Raw genomic sequence first — 19919 nt, 5'->3', positions numbered from 1 at the left:
GATTCCCGGCCAACATTAGAGATAGATTAATGTTAAAATAACATTTAAAAAAAAGAAATTTTATAGAATCGATTAAAAACAAATTGACTATTTGCCTGAGAATTAAATTTTTGGCGCTAAATTTGCCGTATCATCTTAATCAAAAATCATCAATCATGTTAAAACAATTTTTTATTCTATGTTCAGGAGTCGACCGAGACATCCTGAAAGACTGCTCAGAAGGCGAACAAACCAAATATGTTGGTATTGGAGCCACGGTGTTCTTTACAGCAGTAATGGCTTTTCTAGCCAGTGCTTATGCACTTTTTACCGTTTTCGATTCTATTTATCCAGCTTTAATTTTCGGATTTGTTTGGAGTTTACTAATCTTCAATTTAGACCGATTCATTGTTTCTACTATTAAGAAAAGAGATCGTTTCTTAGACGAATTTTTGCAAGCAACTCCGCGTATTGCTTTGGCTATTATTATTGCTATTGTAATTTCGAAACCTTTGGAGATTAAAATCTTCGAAAAAGAAATCAATACCGTTTTGCTTAAAGAGAAAAACGAAATGGAATTGGCCAACAAGAAACAAATTGGAACATATTTCAAAACAGACTTAGATAAAAATAAAGCAGAAATTGCCACTTTAAAAGCTGATATTGTAAAGAAAGAGAAAGAAGTAAACGATTTGTATTCGGTTTATATTACCGAAGCAGAAGGAACTGCTGGAACTAAAAAGCTAGGCAAAGGACCAGTTTATAAAGAGAAGCGAGAAAAACACGATGCTGCTTTAAAAGAATTCGAAACGCTGAAAAAGACCAACGAAGCTAAAATTGCCGAAAAAGAAAAAGCAGGTGTACAGCTGCAAGCCGATTTAGACAAAAAGGTTTCGCAAACGCAGCCAATCATTGAATGTTTCGACGGACTAATGGCGCGTATTAATGCATTGAATAAACTGCCTTGGCTGCCATCATTTTTTATTATGCTGTTGTTTCTGGCAATTGAAACATCGCCTATTATTGCTAAATTATTAGCACCAAAAGGAGAATTCGACTTCAAGCAAGAAGAAGCCGAAACAGCAATGAAAGCAACATTGGCACAAAATAAATACCAACGTGATTTACTGATAAAAACAAGCGCCGAAATGCATGATAGAGTCTACGCTGACATTGCAGAAGACAAAGGATTATTTGACCTTCAGCGAAAGAATGCAAAAGAATTGCTAGAACTGCAATCGCATAAATTTGTAGAAAAACAGAAGGCGACTTTATAAGTCGAAAGTTGGAAAGTCTAAAGTCATAAAGTCGATGTAGAGACTTAAAAAAAGAAAACCAGAAATAGAATTTCTATTTCTGGCTTTTTTATTTATAAAGAGAAGAAAACTTTAAGACTTTTGACTTTCGGCTTTACGACTTAAAAATACTTTAAGACTTTCGACTTTTGACTTTAAGACTAACCTACATATAGCTTAAAATCTCTTTTTTATAAGCGTCATATTCTCCTTGCATGATTAGACCATTGTCAAGAAGTTTTTTGTAATTCTGTAATTTATCAAAAAGTTCTTCTTTAGATAAATCGCTTAATCTGCGTTCTCCAGCTGGTTGAGTTGGCTGAGTTGGAAGCGGTTCATAAGTTTCTGTAACAGCTGGCGCAGCTGGTAAAATTTCAGCAAAACTAGTTACTTCTTCAGTTTCTATTTCTTCTATTTCGTCTTCAACTTCTGCTTCTTCTACAATTTCTTGAACTGGAGCTGTTGCCTGAACAGGATTTTTTAATAAATCTAATTGTTCTTTAGCATAGGTATACATTTTTCTAGCCTGAATTTTCGGAATATAATCTATAGAAAGAATCAGGTCAGTATTAGTGCTAAATGAAAATTCAGAACCTAAAATATTTTCTTTTACAAATGAGCTTGTAATATCATCCCAAGTATAATCTGTAAAATTCATTGAAAGACCTAAATTTTTAGGCGTGCAAATAATAATACGTTTATTGGTTAAGATTATACTATCTGGAAAAACAGTAATAGCGGGTTTTTTCTGCACTGCGATATATCCAACCTCTTCGCCTTTCATTAATAAATCTGTAAGTTTCGAAGTGATTTTTTCAATCGCTTTTGGATCTTGTTCTTCGTTCAGAAATTTTTTAAATTGTTCTTTCATGATTGTTATAAGTTGCTAAGTCACACTGTAACTAAGTTGCTAAGATTTTTTTCTAACGATGCAAATGTAATGCCTAATTTTCTAATTGCTTCGCCTGTTCGATAAAAATTTTATCTCGAGTCGGTTATTTCAATTTGAATTTTCTTTGTCAAACTTTTGAAAACTAATTCGTACGAATGATCTATAAGTTCTTTCACGAATTTATCAGGCAAACCTCCGTTTAAAGCCACAGTATTCCAATGTACTTTACTCATATGAAAACCCGGTTGTATCTCGTCATATTCTGCTCTGAGTTCCTGTGCGCGTTCTGGATCACATTTTAAATTTGTCGATTGCTCATTTTTTTCCCATTGCGAAAGAGAAGACAAAGCAAACATTTTTCCGCCTACTTTAAAAACCAGCGTATCTTCATCAAAAGGAAAGTGCTCACTTACTCCTTTTTTCGACAAACAATATTCGTAAAACGTTTCTAAATTCATAATTGTTTATTTACCAATTTCACCTAAATGTGTGTATTTAAAACCTTTTTCGTATTTGAGACCATAGCCAAAAATACGATCCATTGCAGAATGTGAAAATAAAATAATTCCTGCTAACTGCGCAATTTCAATATTTAAATAACAGCCAGCGGCATAAATTAAAAGTGCTATTCCTTTATGGTGAAAGATGTTGTATAGAAGTGCTCCGATCTTGTTTCCAAAAGCGTAGCCAATCATAGATAAATCGGGAGCTAAAATTAAAACCAAAAACCACCACCATTCATAATTTAAACGGTTGAATAAAAATATTCCGAGAACAAATAAAGCGACTTCCTCAAGTTTTAAAACTGTTTTCATTTTATTATTTTTTCCATCATCTTTTCAGGATGATTCAGTTTTGTAAATCCGAACTTCTCGTATAAAAAGTGAGCGTCGGTAGTTGCTAATCGCCAGATTTTAACTTCTTGCAATTGAGGGTCGTTCATCAGAGCTTCAATTAAAATGGATGAAAACCCTTTTCCGCGATGCTCTTCAGTAATAAAAACATCCATTAAATAAGCAAACACAACATAATCAGTTATGACTCGCGCAAAACCAACTTGTTTACCATCTAAATAAATTCCGAAACAGACAGAAGCATCAATCGTACGTTGGACTTCTTCCATGGTTCGTCCCGCAGCCCAATAAATGTCTTTTAAAAAGTTCTGTATAAACGGAACGTCGAGTTTTGTTTTATCTGTAGAAACAGTAATCATATTGTTTAGTTTTTTTGTCACTAATTACACGAATTTGCACTAATTTTTTTGCCACAGATTAAAGGATTAAAATGATTAAATCTGTGCAAATCTTTTTAATCTGTGGCAAAATAAAAAAGAAATTCGTGGCAAACCTTAAATCGTATATAAAATTGGTTTTGATGGGCTAGCATCATTTTCAAACGAAGCGATTTGGAGATTTAGGATATAATTTCCGTCTTCAATTTCGTCTGAAACATAAATCATTTCAGTAATTGTAGCATTAAATCTTGCATCTGGATTTACCTTGTGCGTGTCTTTTACATTCCAAAACGCTTTGTGTGCTAATAATTTTCCTTCGTCATGTTCTTTGTCTACACTTGGCAAATCGATCAATAAATGCTGAATTTCGCTTTCGCGGATGAAAATCGCGGCTTCTTCAGACAAATATGGTGGATTTGTATTCGAATATTTTCTTGATTTCTTTTCTTTTTGATTTGGAACTGTTCTTATAATTAAAGCCTCATTTGTCACGCTGAGCGAAGTCGAAGCGCTTAAAGCTTTTTGAACCTGTTCTTTTGTAATCACAAAATCATCTCCAATTTTTTCAGGTTCAACTGTAATTAGTTTAGCAAAAAAGAAAAACTGTTTTAGCGATTGATTAATGCTGTAAAAATCATTCGTAATATGACCTAAACATTCCGTATGCGTTCCGTGTCCATGCGGATTGAAGAAAATATTATTGAAATTAGTAGATGATTTTCCTTCTGAAACTTTACCAATCCAGTCGCCAAAAACTACTGGTTCAATGACCGGTTTTTCAATATACCAAGCAATCGGATTTTCATCTGTATTGGTTAAAGGAATAGAAATATCAATGGGTTTTGATAAGTCAATTTCGAAGTTGTTGATTTTTGCTATCATAATTTAACCGCAAGGTTCGCTAAGGTTTACGCAAAGGTCGCTAGGATTTTATTAAAGATTGTTTGCTATTCTTTTAACTCCATGTTTTAGTAATGCAACATTAAAATTTATTAATAAGCCTAGTTTGCAATTTGTTAATTTTAAGTAAGTCAATAGTTGAGCAAAATGAACTTCATTTAAGCAATCTACAGACTTTATTTCCAAAATTAGTTTATTTTCTACTAAAATATCTAATCGATAACCAACATCTAATTTTACATCTTCGTAAATTAATGGTAGAGCCTTTTGTTTTTCAACTGTCAAGTTAAATTTTTTTAACTCATAAAATAGACATTCTTCATAAGCACTTTCTAAAAGTCCAGGTCCTAAAGTTTGATGAACCTTCAAAGCTGAATGAAACACAATTCGTGATAAATCATTTTCGGGCATAAAATCAATATTTAAAAGCTTCAAATATAATACTTGCGCCTTAAAAATATAGATTTATTCCTACAAAAAAAATAGATTGCGTTCTTTGCGTAAACCTTAGCGAACTTTGCGGTTAAACTTAACTTTCAACATAAAACAAATCTGAAGCAATTCCATCCGTTAAAAATTTTCCTTTTGGAGTGGGTTTTAAAATATTGTTTTCTATAGAAAGTAAATCGTCGTTTAAGAACTTTTGAGATTGTTCTAATAAATAATTCAAATATTCTGAACCGAATTCCTTTTCAATTCTTTCTAAAGAAACGCCCCAAATGGTTCGTAATCCTGTCATAATATATTCATTATAACGATCTGAAATGGTTAATATTTCTGTTTCAATAGGAAGTTCTTCGTTTTGAATCGCTTTTAAATACAGAGAATTATTGGCAATATTCCAGCCTCTTTTTTCACCATCATAACTATGTGCCGAAGGACCAATTCCGATATATTTTTTGCCCAGCCAATACGCCGAATTGTTTTTAGAGAAATAATTCTCTTTCCCGAAATTGGATAATTCGTAATGTATAAAACCATTTTTTTGAAGCATTTCAACCAAAATCATAAAATGGTTAGAAGCGACTTCATCCTGTGGTTCGGCAATTTTTCCAGTTTGAATCAATTTGCTTAAAGCCGTTTTAGGCTCAACGGTCAAAGCATAACTTGAAATATGCGGAATGCCAAAATCCAAAGCAGTTTGAATATTCTGCTTCCACATTTCGTCACTCAATCCTGGAATTCCATAAATCAAATCGAGCGAAATATTGTCAAAATATTTTGTTGCTTCTTCCAAACATTTTTTGGCTTCCGCCGAATTATGAGCGCGATTCATCATTTTCAAATCGTCTTCGTAAAAAGACTGAATTCCGATGCTTAAACGATTTATTGGGCTTTTAGATAATTCTAAAATTCTTTCAGGAGACAAATCATCAGGATTGGCCTCAAGCGTTATTTCTGGATTTTCTACAACTTTGTAATTCTTATAAACTTCAGAAATTAAAAAATTTATTTCGTCATTTGACAAAACCGAGGGAGTTCCTCCGCCAAAATAAATGGTTTCTACAATCTCATTTTCAAACTCATTTTTACGCATGCCAATTTCTTTGGCTAATGCCAAAACCATATCGTCTTTCTTTTTCATTGAAGTTGAAAAATGAAAGTCGCAATAATGGCAAGCTTGCTTGCAAAAAGGTATGTGAATGTAAATTCCTGACATTTTTAATTAGATAATTAGAGAATGTGTCAATTAGATAATTTATTCGTTGTCTACAGAATTATCTAATTATCAAATTGGCACATTGACTTATTTTTTCACCCGATCCTCGTTTTGTTTCACAAAAGCATCCCAACCCGAATAGCTTTTTCCCGCGACAACTTTCCCAGAATTAAAGTGATGACAAACCGCAGCTGCCAAACCATCTGTAGAATCGAGATTTTTTGGTAATTCTTTTAAGCCTAAAAGCTGTTGTAGCATTTTGGCAACTTGTTCTTTGCTGGCATTTCCGTTTCCGGTAATCGCCATTTTTATCTTTTTAGGTTCGTATTCCGTAATAGGAATTCCTCTTGAAAGTCCTGCTGCCATTGCAACACCTTGTGCACGGCCTAGTTTCAGCATTGATTGTACGTTTTTGCCAAAGAAAGGTGCTTCAATCGCAATTTCGTCTGGACAATGTGTTTCAATTAATTCGATGGTTCTTTCAAAAATGATTCTTAGTTTTTGGTAATGATTGTCGTATTTGGACAATTGCAATTCGTTTAATTGCAAAAATTCCATTTTTTTATTGATTACTTTAATCAATCCAAACCCCATAATTGTGGTTCCAGGGTCAATACCTAATATGATGCGTTCTTGTGTCAATTTTTTTAATTGTAATAATAAGAGAATTTATTTTCTACTTCATTTTTGGAAAGATCCGATTTAATTACTTCATTTTTATCGTTTATTATCGAATATTTACCATTCTTCAAGACATAAAATTCAGTTTCTTTTTTCTTTGAAAAGAAACTAGGCTCCAGATATATTTTTTCATACATAAATGGAATTACCTGTTTATTTTGAATCGTAACAACACCATATTGACCATTTTTAGATAGAATAATTATTTTATCACTATCATAAAAAAGACTATCATAGATTACTGGGATAACGGTTTTTCCTTCTTTAGTAATTAAACCTTGTTTTTTATCTTTTGTTACGAAATGAAAGTTCGAGCCAGGACCATATTCTACCCAATTTGACATTTGGGTATACTGAAAAGGAATAATAATTCCGCCCAACCTATCTATAACACCATATAAACCATTTTGCTTGGCGATAAATTTATTAATCTGGTCATAAAAACAGGGCTGTAAATCTTGATAATCAAAATTTATTATTGTTTTTAATTCTTTATTAATGATTCCAACTTTACCATTTTTCTTTATGATATAATAAGCTAAATCCCGACTATTTTGCTCGATTTCTTCGTTGTCAATAGGATAAGTGATTTTGTTGTTCAAATCAACAAGTCCAAATTTACCCTTATATTTTACGATTGCATTGTTATTGCTTCTAAAATCTCGAAATTCATCATACATAATAGGAATTACTAATTCTCCTGTGGTATTAATTGCACCATATTTTCCATTTAAGTCCTGAATATGGTAAATTTTTTGGATCTTGTTTCCTAAGGATGCATGATCAAATGAAAAGTCTTTTATCTTGTCGTAAATTTTCTTTCCATTCTTATCAAGTAAAACCAAATAATTGCCCTTTTTTGCAACAAAAATTTCAGATTCATGATATGATTCTTCAGGGTGTTCTATAGTATCATATTCTGGTTTTACGCGTTCTTTTCCAAATTCATCAATGATCCCATATTTATGATTTTTAGAAACAATGGCAATTCTATTTTTATTGAATCTTTCACCGGTGTTGTATTTTCCAAAAGAAACTACTTCTTTTAAGTTTTTATCCAAATAAGCAATTTGTTTGTTTTTTCGAACTAAGATCAATCCATTCTTCCAAAAGGTACTTTCGCTTTCTCCGCCAACACTAATATTAGTTAAAGCAATTTCATCATAAATAAAATCAGATTTTTGCTTTCCAAACGAATCAAAAAATGCCCATTCTCCTTTTTTATTCAGAGAAACTAAACTGTCTGCTGTACCTTCGTTTGCGTTTTGATAAATGATAGGAATTATTTCCTTTCCTTGTTTATTTATAAAGCCATACAGTTTATTTTTCTCTACCAGAGCTAATCCTGTTTTTTGAAAATATGTTTCATCTTCAAATTGAATGGGAATTACAATTTTTCCGTTTCGATCAACAAAACCATATTTATTGCCCTTTTTTACACATGCTAAATTTTGACTAAATAGGCTAATATCATCATAATCAAAAGGAACAATTACATTTTCATGAATGTCAATGTAGCCATGTTTGTTCTTTAATTCGGCTAATATCATTCCTTTCTCATCTATTGGATTTAGGAATTTATATTTTCCTAAAGGAATAATTACATTTCCTTTTTCATCATTATATCCCCAAGAGCCTTTGCCCATGATTCTAACATACTGTTTTGGCACATTATTGTCAATTTTGCTACATGAAATCATTAGCATTAATAAAAAAACAAATATGATGCGTTCTTGTTTCATTCTTAGTTGGTTACAAAAAATTTCGCCAAGTTAACACAGAGATTCACAAAGTTTTTATTTTCTCCGTGTATCTTTGTGATTTCTTCGTGAATCTTTGTGAAATAGCTTTACTTTTGCGGCATGATTTCAATTCCACACAAAGCTAAGCAATTCCTAGTTCTTCTGGCCAAACTTTTAATTGTTGGCGGCGCATTTTATTTTATTTACAATCAGTTGGCTAACAATGACAAATTGGACTGGCAGAAGTTTATTGTTTTGTTCAAGAAAAACCAGTCGGTTTTAGGGATTTCGTTTATCTTGCTTTTGAGTGTTTTGAATCGTTATTTCGAGATTTTGAAATGGCAGAATCTGGCAGAAGTAATTCATAAAATATCGGTTTATGAAGCCACAAAACAGGTTTTGGCTGCTTTGACAGCAGGAATTTTTACGCCAAATGGAGTGGGAGAGTATGCTGGAAAAGCGTTGTATTATCCAAAATCGGAAGCCAAAAGAGTGGTTTTCTTAAACCTGATTTGCAACGGAATCCAGATGATTTTAACGATCATTTTTGGAATTTTCGGATTGCTTTATTTTAATGCACAATTTAATGTAATTACAACCAGAACTGTTTTAATCTTCTTTGGCGGATTTGTATTGCTTCTGATTATTTTATTTTCAATTAAAAAGATAAAAGTAAAGGGCTATTCAATTGAAAAACTAATTCATAAAATCAATGAAATTCCTAAATCCGTTCATCAGAAAAATATCTTTTTAGGCATTTGCCGTTACTTGGTTTTCTCGCATCAATATTACTTTTTATTTTTAGGTTTTGATGTCGATTTGCCTTATTTAACCTTGATGGCTGCGATTACATCGGTTTACTTTTTGGCTTCTTCGCTACCGACATTTCAATTTTTGGATTTTGCAGTAAAAGGAAGTGTTGCCATATATTTCTTCGGAATTTTGGGCGTAAACGAATGGATTGTAATTTTCATCAGTACATTAATGTGGTTCTTAAATGTTGTTCTTCCAGTAGTTTTAGGAAGTTATTTTGTACTTAATTTTAGAACCAAAACAAAAGAATGATTTCTGGATTATTTTCCATATTAGCAATTTATGTTTTTAGCATCAGTTTGCTTGTTTATGGATTTTTCAAAGTCAAAAAATACCCAAAAACAGATTTAAAGCCGCAAACAAGTTTTACTATTGTAGTTCCGTTTCGGAATGAAGAAGAAAATCTTCCAAATCTTTTAAACAGCATTTCGAACTTAAATTATCCGACAGATTTATTTGAAGTGATTTTGGTTGATGATAATTCTATAGAAAAATTCCAAGTTTTAAATTCCAAATTCCAAGTTTCGATAATCGATAATATTCGGGTTTCAAATTCTCCTAAAAAAGACGCCATTACCACGGCAATGCAACATGTAAAAACCGACTGGGTTATTACTACAGATGCTGATTGTACTGTTTCTGAAAATTGGCTTTTGACATTTGATAATTACATTCAGGAGAATAAAGTTTCAATGCTTGCAGGTGCTGTAACATACAAATGCGAAAATTCTTTTTTAGATCATTTTCAGCAATTGGATTTAACAAGTTTACAAGGTGCGACAATTGGAAGTTTTGGTTTGAATAATGGATTTATGTGTAATGGAGCCAATTTTGCTTACACAAAAACATTGTTTGAAAGCTTAAACGGTTTTGAAGGGAATGATGAAATTGCCAGTGGAGATGATGTTTTTTTACTCCAAAAAACAATTGAAAAATTTCCAAATGAAGTTCATTATTTAAAAGCTGAAGAAGCAATTGTAATTACAAAACCAACAGAAAATTGGAAATCATTGTTTTATCAAAGAGTACGCTGGGCGGCCAAAACCAGTTCGTATAAAAGTACTTTCGGTAAATTCTTGGGATTGATTGTTTTCTTCGGAAATTTAAGTTTTGTAATTGGATTTTTCTTGTTTCTTTTCGGAGTTTGGTCCTATCCAATTTTTGTGCTTTTTGCTTTTTCTAAGTTTTTTATTGATTTTGTTTTGCTTTTAATAACCAATCAATTTTTGAGGAAAACGAGAATTAAAAGCCTTTTATTAAGCAGTTTGTTATATCCTTTTTTTAGCTCGGCTGTGGCTTTGTATAGTTTGGTCGGTTCTTATGAATGGAAAGGCCGAAAGTTTAAGAAATAGCTTTAAATCAAGTTATTTTTCTTCTTTTGCTTTTAGAATAACAGGCAAAATAAACTGTGTTTTTACAGGAATACCACGTTTTATGGCTGGATTTACTTTCGGGAAATCCACAAGACGAGCATGCAGAATACTGTCAATTTTTATGGTATCGTAAGCTACAGAATCTTTAGGAAACTGAGGTTCAAACTTCATAGTAGAGTTTGGAAAAACGGTTACTTTTACTTCGATCGTATCCAATTCTGGATATAAAATCGAAAGAGTATCAACATTTAGTTTTTCTTGAATAAGGCCAGACATTACCTCAAAAAAACATTGCTGGCGAAGCTTTTTATCAGCAATTTTATCACAATCTGGAACAGAGGGATATTCATCAACTTCTTTCCAATTAATTGATTTTAATTCTTTCTGAAGTAACTCTTTTTCAGACGGAACCTGCTTCTCAAAATATTGACAAGAATGAAAAGCTACGCATATAAAAAGAAGAAAAAACTGCCTCAAGATTTTGATGTTGAATGAATGAACAAAAATACGATTTATTTTTCTGAGAAACTTTAATACTATTGGAATCTTAATCTTTGCGAGAATACATTTGGGGATTTGTACAGCAAAGAATAAAATGGTACTTTGTAAGAACAAATTTATCAAAAAAATATGGATTTATTACTGCTCATTTTGGGTTTTATATGTATGATTGTTGGCATTTTTGGAAGTTTTATTCCTGTTCTTCCAGGATTATCGAGCTCTTGGGTAGGATTGCTTTTGCTGTATCTTACCAAAGCTGTTGCAAATAACTATTGGGTTTTAGGAATCACTTTCGTTCTAATGGTAAGCATTACTATATTAGATTATGTAATTCCAGCAAAAGGGACTAAAAAATTTGGAGGAAGTTCTTACGGCGTCTGGGGAACCAACATTGGTTTGATTGTCGGAATTATAGCTCCAATTCCGTTCGGGATTATAATTGGACCCTTTCTAGGCGCTTTAATTGGAGAATTAATATACGATTCCAAAAATCATAAAAGAGCTATAAAAGCAGCTACTGGATCGCTATTAGGATTCATTGCTTCGAGTTTTGTTAATTTTCTGTTTGCAGTCGTTTATTTGGGCATATTTTTAAATATTGTGTGGGAATATCGAAACATTTTATTTTAATTTTATAACATTTTAAGCTTTTTAGCGTTGTTGCAAAAAATAAACATAAAACTTTTCTTAACTTTTTTTCTTTTTTATTTGAGTACGAAAGGGTTGAGTTTACTAGTGTTAAAGCGTTTTTTATGTTAACGGCTGGTTATTAAGAAGGTAAATTTTTAACTTAATTTTTGGAAATGTTAAAATATTTTATATTTTTATCACGATAAACGATAAAAAGCCTCACTTTATCGGTTATTTTAAATAAGTATAAATAATCATTTTTTAAGTTATGAGTATGACCCCAAACCTACAAATTGAACTTAGACGCTTTATTTCTTCTAATGTTGTCTCCAAGTTAAACAAGTTTTATTTTGAGAATGATGCACTTTTAATAAAGGGAATAGACGTCTCGATCGGTACAATTTTAATGGGACTCTACAACAAAGCCGAAGAATCTGATTTTTATTCTGAAATCGTTTCACTAATCCAAGAAGATTCCACTTTTTATCAAGAAGTAGATTTTAATGCAGGCAGAATTTTATCAGTCGACGACTGTTACCGTTTAGAGGGAAATGTTTTACTGAAAGAACTATTCTCAAACAAAAAAGGCAGAATTTCAGAAATGGTCTCAAATGAAGTTGGCATAAAAAGCGAAACCGCTAGAGAAATACTTAACTTTTCAGCATTACTAGTAATGTCTTACTTAAGATACAATCTTCAATTAATAGAAAGTTTAAAACTCCTTTTAGAAGACCAAAAAAGAGATATTTTAAACAGCATTCCTCCCGGAATAAAAATCATCCTAGGTTTTTCATCTTACGAAACTGTAGAAGATAAAAACCAATCTATCGGAAGATCTATTTTTACCCTTTTCGGACATAATTTCTTTAGTTTCTAAAAAATAAAAAATCCCATTTTCTAGAAGAAAACAGGATTCATTTATAATTTAATTTGAAAAGCGATTACACGTTTTTCAAATTGATAACTTCTTGATCGGTCAAAAAGCGCCAGTTTCCGCGAGGAAGATTCTTTTTGGTCAGTCCAGCAAACGAAACACGGTCAATACGTAATACATTGTATTCGAAAGATTCAAAAATAGAACGTACCACCTTTACGTTAGCTGTACGTAATTTAAGGCCGACTTCGCTTTTTGGTTCATTATCAATATAGCTTACTTCTTCAACAAAAACGCGGTGCCCGTCAAGAACTAAACCTTTGCTAATTTTTTCTAAATCTTCAAACTTCAAGTTTTTGTCTAAAGAAACCTGATAGATTTTAGAAGATTTCTGATTTGGTAATGTAAACTTACGAATCATATCAGTATCGTTAGTAAACAATAATAAACCAGTTGTATTCTTGTCCATTCTTCCTACAGGAGCAATTTTTGCATTTGTAGCGCCACGAACAAGTTCTAGAACGTTACGATATTCCTGACCTTCATCAAGAGCAGTCGTGAAGTTTTTAGGCTTATTCAATAAAATATATTCTTTCTTTTCAGGAGTTAGTGTAACACCGTCAAAATTTACAACATCATTCAGTTTTACCAAATAACCCATTTCGGTAACTACATTACCGTTTACTTTTACGTTTCCAGACTGAATGTAAATGTCAGCATCACGACGAGAACAAACACCAGAATTAGAGATGTATTTGTTCAAACGAATTTCATCTGAAGCCTTCTGTCTCTTTGCAGGCTGATTTTGTTTTCTAAATTTTTCAGCTGCTGCTTCCTGTGCTGCCTTAACTTCAGGTTTTACTTTTTTAGGCCCTTGCGCGCGCTTAGCCATAGGAGGTTTTGGCTTGCTAGAGTTTGGTCTTGAGCTATTTGGTCTAGATCCGCCTCTTTTATTATTGCCTTCCTTGTTGTTCATAGAATCATTAATTTGTGCAAAGATAGTTTTTTCCTGCTAATAAATCTTAAGTTCAATGTTCTTAGATTAATAGCGTTTTATTTTAAGATGTTAAGAAGCAATACAATTGGCTTTTTTGTAATAGATTATTCCGCAGAGATTCACAAAGAATTTCATAGAATTACACAGAAATACTTTGTGAATCTCTGTGGAAGAAAAAAACTTAATAATTCGAAATCAATTCACGACCATGCCATAAGACACTTGGATTAATCAGAACAATACAGCAAACGCCTGATACAATTAGGAATTTAAGGACATTATGAAGTCTTAGATATTGTTCTTTAGAGTCAGATTTCCATAAATAAATCAAGAAGAAAAGTAAAACTCCAAAGGAGGCATAAAAGTAGATATCCATATAACCAACATCGTGTATGTTTACTAAAACATAAACAGGAACGATCGTTAAAATGGTTAAAGCTGTAATGATTTGTTTAGAAATTTTTTCTCCGTACAAAACAGGAATTGTTCTATAATCGGTTACTAAATCGCCCTTTAGATTTTCTAGATCTTTAATCATTTCACGAATTAGCAAAAGTAAAAACAAGAAAACCGCATGCGCAGAAATCACTACAAAATGACTCATATGATTTTCTATTTCTTCAAACGAAATTTTGTTGTAGAAATACAATAAAATGGCAAAAAATGGCGTGACAGCCAGCAATGCAGACATTAGGTTTCCGATAATTGGATACTTTTTGATTTTATGAGAATAAAACCAAATCATGAAAATATAGACAGAAAAGAACAAAAATGCGCGCCAAGAAACGATCGATGCCATAATTACAGCAAGAAAGTTTAAACTAAAGTACACATTTAGCTTTGTTTTCTGACTAACCAAACGATCCAACATCGATTTGTTTGGTCTATTGATTAAGTCTTTTTGGGAGTCGTAAAAATTATTGATAATATATCCTGAAGCAATGGTAATCGCCGAAGCAAAAACAATTAGAAATAAGTAAAAATCTAGTAGAATATCCAACGCTCTAATTTCTGGCGCAAGTATAAAAATTGCCGATAAATACTGTGCTAAAACAATAATTGGAATGTTATAACCTCTAACCACAGAGAACAGACTAACAATTTTCATCATTAAAAGTTTTTGCTGTCTGCTTAACATAAAGTTTGTTTTGAATGGATTAGGTTAGGGAAGTTAAAAGATATTTTTTAATTCAAAAATTTAGAGTTTGTTTTTTAACAATTCTTTAGAACCATAACCCAACTTTCGAATACAGGCTAAGGCTTGTTTTTGGGTTATTTCAATTTCTCGTATGTCTTTTTTTTCTACAAAAACTACCGATCCGCTCCAAGGATTTGGTGCGTCTGGAATAAAAACAGTAAATACATTCTCGCTTATCTGTTCAATCAAAAAGGCAAATTGCCAACCCGCATCTGTTGGCACCATAATTACTTTTAAATCTTCTTTAGATTCAAAACCTAATATATTTTCATTCATGCTTTTCATAAATGAATAGCCAGGAACAAAACTTAAAATACCATCTTCTAATTTCTGAACTAATTTTTCAGCTGCCGCAGTTTTTGCGAGCAATCCAGCAATAAAACAAATTAGAATTATGATTAATATTCCAACAAGTTCCTGGATCGCAAGTCCTAAAACACTAACTTTCGGTAAAGTGCTTACGAGTGGCAGTGTAGTTTTTTGTACAAGACCATATCCTTTTTCTAAAACAATTATTAGTACAACCAATGGTACTAGAAACAGAATTCCACCTAAAAAAGTTGCTTTGATAATCTTTAAAATACTATTCATATTCAGTAACTTTTTTAGGTTAAATTTTTAGGACAGTCTATTCAAATAATTATCGTTTTTTAGGAAATTAAAATTGATAAACAACTTCTAATTTGTAGTCTTTCAAAGAAGCTTTAGCACGTTCTAAATCTTCGGTAAAACCAAGAATATAACCGCCACCGCCAGAACCGCAAAGTTTTAGGTAATAATCGTTAGTATCTATTCCGTGTTGCCAGATTCCGTGAAATTGTTCCGGAATCATTGGTTTAAAGTGATTTAAAACAACTTTAGAAAGCTTTTTAGTATTGGTAAATAATGATTTCATATCGCCGTGTAAAAAGTTTTCTACGCAGGCATCTGTATATTTCACAAACTGGTTTTTAAGCATAGCACGGAAACCTTTGTCTTTTAGGTTTTCCATAAAAATGCTGACCATAGGAGCCGTTTCGCCCACAATTCCTGAATCTAATAAAAACACAGCACCTTTTCCGTCAAAACTCTGAGTTGGGATTCCAGTTGCTTCAATGTTATCTTTAGAATTAATCAGGATTGGAATACTCAAATAGCTGTTTAAAGGATCTAAACCAGAGCTTTTTCCGTGGAAAAAGCTTTCCATTTGAGAAAATATATTTTTTAAGTGTAATAATTTTTCACGAGTAAGATTCTCTAGAACAGTGATTTTGTTGGTAGCATATTTATCGTAAATAGCTGCAACAAGTGCACCACTACTTCCAACACCATATCCTTGCGGAATACTTGAGTCGAAATACATTCCAGTTTCAACATCGTTCTGAAGTGTTTCTAAATCAAAAGTAACCAATTCTGGCTGTTGAGTATGCAATACCTCAAGGTAAGAAGCAAAACTTCTTAAGCTTCTGTTTGATGAAATCGCTTCTTCTGTAGGCTCTTCAGATTTTTTTAAAGCGCCATTGTAAAAGTTATAAGGGATAGAAAGTCCTTTAGAGTCGCGGATAATTCCGTATTCTCCAAAGAGTAATATTTTTGAGTAAAATAGTGGTCCTTTCATGATTTATTTTATGTCTTTCTAATAAAAAATTTAACTAAAGATACGGAAAATTATAATGCAATTGCACCGTGTCCAATTTTGTCGCAAATGTATTGACTATTCTGACAAAATACAACTAATTCGTCCTGAATAAATTGAAGTACTTTTTCGCTAACGTTTTCAGGATACAGTACATGGACATTGGCACCGGCATCAAGTGTAAAACACACCGGAATCTGGGTTTCATTTCTGAATTTCCAGATTGCATTTATGATTTGAAGCGTATTTGGTTTCATTAAAATGAAATATGGCATCGATGTCATCATCATAGCGTGTAGTGTCAATGCTTCACTTTCTACAACTTTGATGAATTCGTCTAAGTTTCCACTTTCAAAAATAGCAATCAATTTATCTAGATTTTCATGCGCTTGAGCAAAACGTCTTTCAGCATATGGATGATTGTGCATTAAATCATGTCCAACAGTGCTGGAAACTTGTTTTTCGCCTTTGTCAACCAATAAAATAGTATCTTGATAATTCTTGAAGTTCTCATGAATTGTATATGGAAATTCAACTCCAAATAAATCTGTGCTTCCTTCAATATTTTCCTGATTTCCCCAAACTACCACATTTCCTTTTACGCTTCGACAGGCACTTCCAGAGCCTAAACGAGCTAGAAATGAAGCTTTTTGATAAAAATATTCGTCAGTCATTTCAGGATTCAGCTGTTTTTCCAAGCTCATAAAATTCATTGCCAAAGCCGCCATTCCAGAAGCCGAAGAAGCAATTCCTGAGCTGTGCGGAAATGTATTTTGAGTATCGATTGTAAAATGATAGTCTTTCAAAAACGGCAGATAAACCTCAACTCTTTCCAAAAACTTCTGAATTTTTGGTTTGAAATCTTCTTTTGGTTTTCCTTCAAAAAGTAAATCAAAAGAAAAACTATTTGTCCCGCTAAGCGGAGTCGAAGCGTCTTTTTTAGAAAAGGCAAGTTTTGTTATTGTTTTACAGTTATTTAAAGTAAAACTAACAGAAGGATTTGCTGGAATCTGGTTGTCTTTTTTCCCCCAGTATTTTACCAAAGCAATGTTGCTTGGCGCACTCCATTCAAAGTTTCCTTTTTCTATTGTTGAAGTATATGAATTTGGTATAAAATAGGCTGCTGTAAACATGAAAGTATAAATTTTGGCAAAGATAACTTTTTCATTTTTCAACCATATAAGTTATATAAGAAATTATAAGCGGAATTTGCTAAAATGAACTTACATCACTTATATGGTTTAAACTTTTCTTTTGACTATTTTTGAATTCAAAATTTAATACCATGAATAAGTTCGTAAAGATCGCCATAGCATTAGTAATTTGTTTAACAGTAGGATATTCTGCGAGTTTGGTTACAAGACCAAGTATTGAGACTTGGTACATAACGTTGGAAAAACCAGTTTTTAATCCGCCGAATTGGATTTTTATGCCAGTTTGGACAGTGCTTTATATTTTTATGGCAATTGCTGCGGCATTAGTTTGGGATAAAATAAAAGAAAATACAGAAGAAGTAAAAAAAGCATTGCTATTCTTTATAATTCAATTGATTTTAAATTCAATATGGTCTTATTTATTCTTCGGACTAAAAAATCCGATGTTAGCTTTAATCGAAATCGTGCTTTTATGGCTGATGATTTATGAAACGTATTTAAAATTCATCAAAATCAATAAAATTTCGGGTTATTTATTAATCCCATATTTAGCATGGGTTGGATTTGCTACTGTTTTGAATGCCAGTATTTGGTGGTTGAATAAGTAAAATTTTAGGTTCAGGTTTCAGGTTTAATCAATGCGTTTACTTTATGAATACATTAAAGGTTTTTATTACTGTTTTAGTTTTGATATCATTTAAAGCTTTTGCTTGTTTGAATGGTGAAACCAAAATTTTAAAAAATGGAGCTTATGCCTATCAAGATTATGATGGAAATAATCCTCAGGGACATTACTTTTTCAAGGGAGATTTTCCAAGATTGATTATTGAACTTGACAGTTTATATAAGAAGACGAAAGATCTAGATTATCTATCTGATAAAGGATATCTTTTAATTGTTCTGGGAAAATATGATGAAGCTTTAAAATTATATCTTAACATTGAAAAAATTAAACCTAATAGATATTCCACAGCATCTAATTTAGGAACACTTTATGAATTAATGGGTGAAAACCAAAAAGCCTACAATTGGATTAAAAAGTCTATTGTTATAAATCCCAAATCTCATGAAGGATCAGAATGGCTTCACTTGAAAATATTAGAAGCAAAAGTCAAGAATTTAAAGGATGTTTCAGGTCAGTTTTTAATTAATACAAATTTTGGAACTTCACGTGAGCCTAAAACAAAACTGTCTCAAAAAGAGATTGAGGAATTGGCACAATCAATTTATTTTCAGGTAAATGAAAGAATGTCGTTTATAGAGCCAAAAGATAAAATTATTTCTATTCTACTATTTGAACTTGGCAATCTTGCAGAATTGTTAGGAAAAAATAACAGTGCGCTTGAGACTTACAGAACTGCAAGAAATTATGGTTATGAGGGAGATTTGATTGTAGAAAGAATGATCAATAGCGCCCAAGGTGAAATTGACTACTATAGTGAAAGAGCTCAAAGTTACGGTTCTCAACTTCGTGCATTAAGAGAAAGCAAAGGGAACATATATTCAGGTTATATATCTCAAATTGAAACAATTATTATTATCCTTTCGGGAATAATACTAATTTTATTAATTGCTTTTGTTGTGTTTTTTATAAAATGGAGCAAGCGGAAAAAGTCTACTCCAGTTTCTTAAATTCTTCGTTTTTAGTATACAAGAAATCCATAATAGTCAAAACATTTGGGTTCTCCAGAAGCGTTTTTGATTTCGGATCTGAGTCGCAAAAATCAATGAAAAGTTCCTTTTCTTCCGATTTTATTTTTAAATTTTTAATAAAAAAATCGGGAGGGCAATAAGCTATTATCAGTTTCTTAAAACGGTCGTCGGCAATTTCAATTGTTTTCTTCTGCCTACCTTTTAAAGGAAACGAAACTCGAAGCGCTTCTCTTATTGTATTATCATTAACCCCTGTGTTCCAGAATAAATCTTTGGCATTTTTACTTATTAATACATCTGCAACGTCATCAGCACTAATCTTAACTTTGTCAAATTCAACCTTAGTTATTAAAACTTCATTCAATTCTTCAGGTTTCAAAATCATATTTACAACCATGTTGTTTTGATCTATGTTTTCCTGAGAAATTTTAAATCTTTTAAAGAAATAGTCTTTGGAGTAAAAAAGCAGGCTGTCTTGTGGACGGACTAAAATTGAAAATTCACCTAGCTCATTTGTTCTTGTGCTAGTTTTAGCTGTTTTGTTAATCACCTCTACTTTATTAAGCGGAATGTTTTGCGCAAGAACTTTTCCGTTTAATAGTTTTTCTGTTTGAGAAACGCTGAGCTGATAAGTAAAAATAGAAATTGTGGTAAGTAATTTTACTCTCATATAGGATTAATTAGTTGAGAGTAAAATTATTAGAATAGTCTTAACGAAAACTTACAGA

Annotated in this window: 23 protein-coding genes; 7 read left to right on the top strand and 16 right to left on the bottom strand. The window is 32.0% G+C overall.

Going from position 1 to position 19919, the window contains the following annotated elements; all coding sequences use genetic code 11:
* Window positions 1-155: 155 nt before the first annotated feature.
* Window positions 156-1256, top strand: coding sequence for a DUF4407 domain-containing protein (locus JC605_RS02660; protein WP_198854755.1), 1101 nt, complete (start codon window positions 156-158; stop codon window positions 1254-1256).
* Window positions 1257-1440: 184 nt separating this feature from the next.
* Here the strand turns inward: JC605_RS02660 and JC605_RS02655 are convergent, their stop codons facing one another.
* The 9 genes from JC605_RS02655 to JC605_RS02615 all read right to left on the bottom strand — a co-directional run bounded on the left by JC605_RS02655 (window position 1441) and on the right by JC605_RS02615 (window position 8383).
* Window positions 1441-2145, bottom strand: a complete 705-nt coding sequence (locus tag JC605_RS02655; protein WP_198854754.1) for a PH domain-containing protein — start codon at window positions 2143-2145, stop codon at window positions 1441-1443.
* A gap of 110 nt (window positions 2146-2255) precedes the next feature.
* Window positions 2256-2624 (bottom strand): MmcQ/YjbR family DNA-binding protein, encoded by a 369-nt coding sequence (locus JC605_RS02650; protein WP_198854753.1) that lies wholly within the window; start codon window positions 2622-2624, stop codon window positions 2256-2258.
* 6 nt (window positions 2625-2630) lie between these two features.
* The gene (locus tag JC605_RS02645; RefSeq protein WP_198854752.1) at window positions 2631-2981 is read right to left on the bottom strand and encodes a DUF4260 domain-containing protein; all 351 of its coding nucleotides are present in this window, start codon (window positions 2979-2981) and stop codon (window positions 2631-2633) included.
* Entirely contained in the window at window positions 2978-3379 is a 402-nt protein-coding gene (locus tag JC605_RS02640; RefSeq protein WP_198854751.1) for a GNAT family N-acetyltransferase, read from the bottom strand. Before JC605_RS02640 ends, JC605_RS02645 begins: the two co-directional genes overlap by 4 nt.
* A 135-nt stretch (window positions 3380-3514) precedes the next feature.
* Complete coding sequence (locus JC605_RS02635) at window positions 3515-4282, bottom strand: cyclase family protein (protein ID WP_198854750.1); 768 nt, start codon at window positions 4280-4282, stop codon at window positions 3515-3517.
* Between the two features lie 51 nt (window positions 4283-4333).
* On the bottom strand, window positions 4334-4711 hold the full coding sequence (locus JC605_RS02630) for a GxxExxY protein (RefSeq protein ID WP_198854749.1): 378 nt from the start codon (window positions 4709-4711) through the stop codon (window positions 4334-4336).
* 118 nt (window positions 4712-4829) lie between these two features.
* The gene (hemW, locus tag JC605_RS02625; RefSeq protein WP_198854748.1) at window positions 4830-5960 is read right to left on the bottom strand and encodes a radical SAM family heme chaperone HemW; all 1131 of its coding nucleotides are present in this window, start codon (window positions 5958-5960) and stop codon (window positions 4830-4832) included.
* Between the two features lie 87 nt (window positions 5961-6047).
* Window positions 6048-6602, bottom strand: a complete 555-nt coding sequence (ruvC, locus tag JC605_RS02620; protein ID WP_111288456.1) for a crossover junction endodeoxyribonuclease RuvC — start codon at window positions 6600-6602, stop codon at window positions 6048-6050.
* 5 nt (window positions 6603-6607) lie between these two features.
* On the bottom strand, window positions 6608-8383 hold the full coding sequence (locus JC605_RS02615) for a WG repeat-containing protein (RefSeq protein WP_198854747.1): 1776 nt from the start codon (window positions 8381-8383) through the stop codon (window positions 6608-6610).
* A 120-nt stretch (window positions 8384-8503) separates the two neighbouring features.
* Here JC605_RS02615 and JC605_RS02610 point away from each other — a divergent pair, with 120 nt between their 5' ends.
* Complete coding sequence (locus JC605_RS02610) at window positions 8504-9448, top strand: lysylphosphatidylglycerol synthase domain-containing protein (RefSeq protein WP_198854746.1); 945 nt, start codon at window positions 8504-8506, stop codon at window positions 9446-9448.
* Complete coding sequence (locus JC605_RS02605) at window positions 9445-10548, top strand: glycosyltransferase (RefSeq protein WP_198854745.1); 1104 nt, start codon at window positions 9445-9447, stop codon at window positions 10546-10548. Before JC605_RS02610 ends, JC605_RS02605 begins: the two co-directional genes overlap by 4 nt.
* A gap of 12 nt (window positions 10549-10560) precedes the next feature.
* Here the strand turns inward: JC605_RS02605 and JC605_RS02600 are convergent, their stop codons facing one another.
* Window positions 10561-11046 carry a hypothetical protein gene (locus tag JC605_RS02600; RefSeq protein ID WP_198854744.1) on the bottom strand — a complete coding sequence of 162 codons (486 nt, stop codon included), beginning with the start codon at window positions 11044-11046 and terminating at the stop codon, window positions 10561-10563.
* 153 nt (window positions 11047-11199) lie between these two features.
* Between JC605_RS02600 and JC605_RS02595 the strand changes: the two genes are divergently transcribed.
* A complete protein-coding gene (locus tag JC605_RS02595) occupies window positions 11200-11700 on the top strand; it encodes a DUF456 domain-containing protein (RefSeq protein ID WP_198854743.1) in 501 nt (166 codons plus the stop codon).
* Window positions 11701-11974: 274 nt separating this feature from the next.
* On the top strand, window positions 11975-12577 hold the full coding sequence (locus tag JC605_RS02590) for a DUF937 domain-containing protein (RefSeq protein ID WP_198854742.1): 603 nt from the start codon (window positions 11975-11977) through the stop codon (window positions 12575-12577).
* A 64-nt stretch (window positions 12578-12641) separates the two neighbouring features.
* Here the strand turns inward: JC605_RS02590 and JC605_RS02585 are convergent, their stop codons facing one another.
* From JC605_RS02585 to JC605_RS02565, 5 genes are all read right to left on the bottom strand, one after another.
* On the bottom strand, window positions 12642-13550 hold the full coding sequence (locus JC605_RS02585; protein ID WP_198854741.1) for a pseudouridine synthase: 909 nt from the start codon (window positions 13548-13550) through the stop codon (window positions 12642-12644).
* Window positions 13551-13752: 202 nt separating this feature from the next.
* On the bottom strand, window positions 13753-14709 hold the full coding sequence (locus tag JC605_RS02580; RefSeq protein WP_198854740.1) for a geranylgeranylglycerol-phosphate geranylgeranyltransferase: 957 nt from the start codon (window positions 14707-14709) through the stop codon (window positions 13753-13755).
* A gap of 60 nt (window positions 14710-14769) precedes the next feature.
* Window positions 14770-15360: a DUF502 domain-containing protein gene (locus tag JC605_RS02575; RefSeq protein WP_198854739.1), complete on the bottom strand. Its 591-nt coding sequence runs from the start codon at window positions 15358-15360 to the stop codon at window positions 14770-14772.
* Between the two features lie 67 nt (window positions 15361-15427).
* Window positions 15428-16366, bottom strand: coding sequence for a mevalonate kinase (locus JC605_RS02570; RefSeq protein ID WP_111379584.1), 939 nt, complete (start codon window positions 16364-16366; stop codon window positions 15428-15430).
* Window positions 16367-16416: 50 nt separating this feature from the next.
* Entirely contained in the window at window positions 16417-17517 is a 1101-nt protein-coding gene (locus tag JC605_RS02565; RefSeq protein WP_198854738.1) for a diphosphomevalonate/mevalonate 3,5-bisphosphate decarboxylase family protein, read from the bottom strand.
* A gap of 152 nt (window positions 17518-17669) precedes the next feature.
* Between JC605_RS02565 and JC605_RS02560 the strand changes: the two genes are divergently transcribed.
* The gene (locus JC605_RS02560) at window positions 17670-18146 is read left to right on the top strand and encodes a TspO/MBR family protein (protein ID WP_198854737.1); all 477 of its coding nucleotides are present in this window, start codon (window positions 17670-17672) and stop codon (window positions 18144-18146) included.
* Window positions 18147-18189: 43 nt separating this feature from the next.
* Window positions 18190-19170 carry a tetratricopeptide repeat protein gene (locus JC605_RS02555; RefSeq protein ID WP_198854736.1) on the top strand — a complete coding sequence of 327 codons (981 nt, stop codon included), beginning with the start codon at window positions 18190-18192 and terminating at the stop codon, window positions 19168-19170.
* Here the strand turns inward: JC605_RS02555 and JC605_RS02550 are convergent.
* Complete coding sequence (locus JC605_RS02550; RefSeq protein ID WP_198854735.1) at window positions 19154-19861, bottom strand: hypothetical protein; 708 nt, start codon at window positions 19859-19861, stop codon at window positions 19154-19156. The genes JC605_RS02555 and JC605_RS02550 overlap by 17 nt on opposite strands.
* Window positions 19862-19919: the final 58 nt, after the last annotated feature.

The organism is Flavobacterium sp. IB48 (genome assembly GCF_016405855.1).
Lineage (GTDB): Bacteria > Bacteroidota > Bacteroidia > Flavobacteriales > Flavobacteriaceae > Flavobacterium > Flavobacterium ginsengisoli.
Note: the sequence above shows the minus strand (reverse complement) of the source record. Positions and strands in the feature narration are given on the sequence as shown.